General features: G+C 64.3%; 5 protein-coding genes. 4 read left to right on the top strand and 1 reads right to left on the bottom strand.

Annotated features, from left to right (window positions below):
* Window positions 1–850: biotin synthase BioB (gene bioB, locus WBF82_RS09370; protein ID WP_424382768.1), on the bottom strand; the 850-nt coding region annotated here is incomplete at its 3' end.
* Between the two features lie 192 nt (window positions 851–1042).
* Here bioB and WBF82_RS09365 point away from each other — a divergent pair.
* From WBF82_RS09365 to WBF82_RS09350, 4 genes are all read left to right on the top strand, one after another.
* On the top strand, window positions 1043–1213 hold the full coding sequence (locus WBF82_RS09365; RefSeq protein WP_424382771.1) for a hypothetical protein: 171 nt from the start codon (window positions 1043–1045) through the stop codon (window positions 1211–1213).
* A 176-nt stretch (window positions 1214–1389) separates the two neighbouring features.
* Window positions 1390–3171, top strand: a complete 1782-nt coding sequence (locus WBF82_RS09360) for a hypothetical protein (RefSeq protein WP_424382770.1) — start codon at window positions 1390–1392, stop codon at window positions 3169–3171.
* Window positions 3172–3209: 38 nt separating this feature from the next.
* Window positions 3210–3542: a hypothetical protein gene (locus tag WBF82_RS09355; RefSeq protein WP_424382769.1), complete on the top strand. Its 333-nt coding sequence runs from the start codon at window positions 3210–3212 to the stop codon at window positions 3540–3542.
* Window positions 3543–3636: 94 nt separating this feature from the next.
* The coding region (locus tag WBF82_RS09350) for a hypothetical protein (RefSeq protein ID WP_424382767.1) at window positions 3637–4650 on the top strand (1014 nt) is incomplete at its 3' end.

The raw sequence follows: 4650 nt of genomic DNA, 5'->3' as shown, positions 1-4650 counted from the left end.
ACATGGTGCGCGGCAGTGCCAGCCGGAAGGCGGCCACCGACTTGAGCGCTTCGCTTGCCGGCAGCACCTCAAGATCACCGAACGGAGTGCCGGGACGCGGGTTGAGGAAGTTCAGCGGCACCTCATCGGGATCCAGCTCAGCCAGGTTGGCGGCGAATTCGGCTCGTTGCTCGACCGTCTCACCCATGCCGAGGATGCCGCCACAGCACACCTCCATTCCGGCCTCGCGCACCATCGACAGCGTCTGCCAGCGCTCTTCCCAGGTGTGGGTGGTCACGACGTTGGGGAAGAACGAGCGGGCGGTCTCCAGGTTGTGGTTGTAGCGGTGCACGCCCATCGCCGACAGCCGGTCGACTTGCTCGGCGGTCAGCATGCCGAGCGAGCAGGCGATCTGAATGTCGACTGCATCGCGGATCGCCTCGATGCCGGCCGCCACCTGAGCCAGTAGCCGGTCGTCGGGCCCGCGTACCGCGGCCACGATGCAGAACTCGGTGGCACCTGTCTTCGCGGTCTGCTTAGCCGCCTCGACCAGGCCGGGAACATCGAGCCAGGCGCTGCGCACCGGCGAGGAGAAGAGCCCGGACTGGGAGCAAAAATGGCAATCCTCCGGGCAGCCACCGGTTTTCAAGCTGATGATGCCCTCGACCTCGACCTCGGGCCCACACCAGGCCATCCGCACCTCGTGCGCCAAGGCCAAGAGTTCCTCGAGTCGATCGTCGGGCAGCTGCAGTACCCGAAGCACCTGCTCTTGGCTCAGTCCCGCACCACGCTCGAGCACCTGTTCGCGGGCCACGGTGAGGATGTCGGTGCTGTCGGTGCCGGGGGTTGGCCGAGTCGCCGCCTGAGTCACCAGCTACTCCTTGTTTGTTTGGAACCACGGTCGTGTCGGGTCCGAGCACGCGGACTGAAAAGCGACCCGATCTCGTCGCGGCCTCGGTGAACGGTGCCCAGGCTAGGCTAGCGGTGTGCACCTGCACAAACGTGATGTGGTTGCAGCGGCCGTCGCGGGTACCCAGATCGGGAGCCTCAGGAGTGATCGCAAGTGATTGATCCGCCGCACGTCGAGTACCTCGGACACCACTGGCTCCTGCTGGCGGGACCGGCGTTTTTGCCTGCCGTCGTCGTTGTCGGCGTCGTTCTGTACATCGCCATCAGGGACCGGCGAGGTTACGATTCGTCCGACCGCACTCCGGCCGACGACAACCAGGATTGAACCACTCCCAATCGGGGCATATTCGGCACCAGAAGCCACTGGATCCCTTAACCTACCTTGCAGTAAGTTGGCGTTCAGTGCACAAGTGTTCTTTATTGGTCTGAGGTCGAATACGAGAGGTGGCGGCCGTGATACTGACAGCTGTAGCGGGAGCGCCGCCGGCGCGCGGCGCCGGGCTGAGCCAGGTAATCGGTCTCTCGATCGCCGCGATGATCATCGGGGCGGTGATGCTGTACGTCGGCTGGGCGCACCGCACCCATCGGATCTCCTGGCTGACCACCGTCGCCGAGAAGATGGGAAACAAATTCAACCGCCCAGCGTGGGTGGCCTTGCCGGTCGGAGTGTTCACCACGTCGATCATCTGTGCCCTGTTCGGCTTCATCTGGGACGTCAGCTGGCACATCGGCAACGGCCGCGACCCCGGGCCGTTAGCCAACCCAGCGCACTACTTCATCATCATCGGACTGTTCGGCATCTTCCTGGCAGGGATGCTCTCGATCGTCCTTCCGTTCGAGAAGCCCGGCCCGGCCGCAGTTCGGATCACCAGCAGCTGGTACGCGCCGGTCGGTGGAGTGCTGATGGCCGGCTGCGGACTGTACGCGATGACCGGCTTCCCGCTCGACGACATCTGGCATCGGATCTTCGGCCAAGACGTCACGCTGTGGGGACCCACCCATTTGATGATGATCGGCGGCGCTAACTTCTCCCTTTTCGCGACTCTCATGCTGGAGTACGAAAGCAGGCGGGCAGTGCCGGATGCTGGCCCGGAGAAGTGGTTTGTCAAAGCGATGCGCTACCTGTCACTCGGCGGATTGTTCATCGGGATGTCGGTCTACCAGATCGAATTCGACTTCGGCGTACCGCAATTCCGGCTGGTGTTCCAGCCGATGCTCATAGCGGCGGCCGCAACCATCGGAACGGTCGTCGCGCGCGTCACCATGGGCAAAGGCGCGGCGATCATCGCGGCGCTGTTCGCGATTGCGTTGCGCGGCGGGGTGGCGTTGCTGGTCGGCCCGATCCTGGGCGCCCCGATCAACTGGTTCCCGTTGTATCTGGGCCCCGCGGTGGTGGTCGAGTTGATAGCGCTCACGCCGCTGTTCCGCCGTCCAATCCTGTTCGGCGCCGTCGCAGGTCTTGGCGTCGGCACGGTTGGACTGTGGCTGGAGTCGCTGTGGATCGGCGCGGTCTACCACTACCCGTGGCCGCTGCCACTCTGGCGTGAAGCACTGCCGACCGCGGTGCCGGTCGCGATCCTGGCAGGAGTCTGCGCGGCGCTGTTCGGCATGGTGCTGACCGGCCAGAAGCTGCCGGGCAAGACGTTCGGCATCACCGCGGTGGCGCTGACAGTGCTGGTGATCGGCGGCACGGTGGCCAACGGTCTGCACATCCACGTGCCAAAGGAGGACACCGCCACGATCAAGTTGACCGACCTGCCGAGCCAACCCGGGCAACGCATGGTGTCTGCCGACGTGCGGATCAGCCCGCCCACCCTGGTGGGCGATCACCCGGACTGGCTGACGATCCTGTCCTGGCAGGGCCGGATGTGGAACGACCGCGGCCTGGCGATCGACCACCTCAAGAAGGTCGAGCCCGGACATTATGTGTCCACCCAGCCGATTCCGGTGTGGGGTGAATGGAAAACGTTGCTGCGCGTCCAAGACGGCCGAATGATGACCGCCGTCCCTATCTGGGCACCGGCTGACGCAGCAATTCCAGTGCCCGAAATTCCGGCGAAGGCGGTCAGCACGCGTCCCTTCGTGCTCGAGGTTTCGATTCTGCAGCGCGAACGCGATCCGAGTGTCCCGGCGTGGTTGTTCACCGCCGGCGGCATCGTCGTGCTGTGCTTCACGCTGATTGTGATCACCGCACTAACCTGGGGCGCCGGCCGGATCAACGCCGCTGATACCGCGCCCAAGCAACCCGTCGAGGAACAACAGTCACGCCCGCAGGCGGCGTGATCACGGTGCCTCGAAGTCTGCCCGTCGTCGCGGCGGCGATGTTGTTGACGTTGGGGCTCCTATCTTGCGGCGGTGCACCGAAATCCAGCCAATCCTCGGGTGCGGGTCTCGTCGTCAACGTCACCATCGCCAAGGGACAGGTCACGCCGAGCAATGCCACGCTGCAAGCCAAGGTTTCCCAACCAATTACGTTGCACGTCACCAGTGACGCCGTCGACGAGCTGCACGTGCATTCGGTGCCCGATCACAAGTTCCCGGTCGCGGTGGCGGCCAACCAGACGTTTCAGTTCACCGTCGATGTGCCGGGCAACGTCGACGTCGAGCTTCATCACCTGGAGCGCACGATCGCCACGATCCAAGTGCGTCCGTGAGTCGCGCCGCCGACGATATACACAGCAGCGATGAGGTGGGGGCACTCCCCAGCTCCGCGGGGACCCCACCCGCTTGCGGGGGCGAGGGGCGCGCATGACGGATGCGGCGGTCCTCGCACACGGTCTAGGCGGATCGAGCGATCTTCCGGTCCCCTATGCCTATTCGGTGATTGGAGCCGCGTGGGCGTTGACGTTCACCTTTGCCTTGGTCGCGTTCGCGTGGCGACGGCCGCGGTTTGATCCACTCAAACCGGGCCACCCGTTGCCGGAAGTGGTTACAACACTGGTGGATTCGCCACTAGCCCGCGGGATCGCAGCCGCCGCCGGGTTGATGTTCACCGCGTGGGTGCTATTGGCCGGGTTGTGGGGACCGCAGACACATGCGAATGCCCTTCTCGGTGTGTTCTATGTGCTGCTGTGGGTCGGATTGGTCGCTGCTTCACTGCTTTTCGGGCCGGTGTGGCGAGTGATTTCACCGGTGCGCACCGTTTATCTGCTGCTGCAGCGCATCACACCACAACGCCTTGGCGAGCCAAGGCTGTCCTACCCCGAAGGCTGGGGGTATCGCCCGGCCGCAGTGGGTCTGTTCGCGTTTGTGTGGATGGAATTGGCGAGCCCGAACCCGGCCGCGCTGCCATGGGTCAAATCGTGGTTGCTGATCTATGCTTCTGCGCTGCTGGTCGGTGCTTGGCTGTGCGGGCAACGTTGGTTCGCGCGAGTTGACCCGTTCGGGGTCTATAGCATGGCGGTTTCACGGCTTTCACCGTTTCGACGCAATCCCGAGACCGGAAGAATTGCGATCGGCAACCCGTTCGATCATCTGCCGTCGTTGCCGATTCGGCCGGGCGTAGTCGCGATTTTAGCGGTGCTGCTCGGCTCGACAGCCTTCGACAGCTTCTCGTCGTCGGTAACCTGGCGCAACTTCGCCGACCCGCTGGCGAAAGCCATTCACGTTGTGCCGGTGACGGTGTCGTCGTCGATGCTGCGCACCATCGGGTTGCTGTTCTTCATTGCCGTTGTGGCGACGACGTTTTCGCTGGCCGCCCGCGCGAGCGGAGGCATCGACCACGAGCAGCGCCGCGGATTACCGGGACAGATGGCGCACTCG

This window comes from Mycobacterium sp., from assembly GCF_049673265.1.
Lineage (GTDB): Bacteria > Actinomycetota > Actinomycetes > Mycobacteriales > Mycobacteriaceae > Mycobacterium.
The sequence above is the reverse complement of the archived record's forward strand: the minus strand, read 5'-3'. Positions and strand labels throughout refer to the sequence as shown.

What these genes read in the sequence shown, in the direction of transcription:
- WBF82_RS09355 (WP_424382769.1), top strand. Translation starts at nt 3,210, where the DNA reads ATGTTGTTGACGTTGGGGCTCCTATCTTGCGGCGGTGCACCGAAATCC.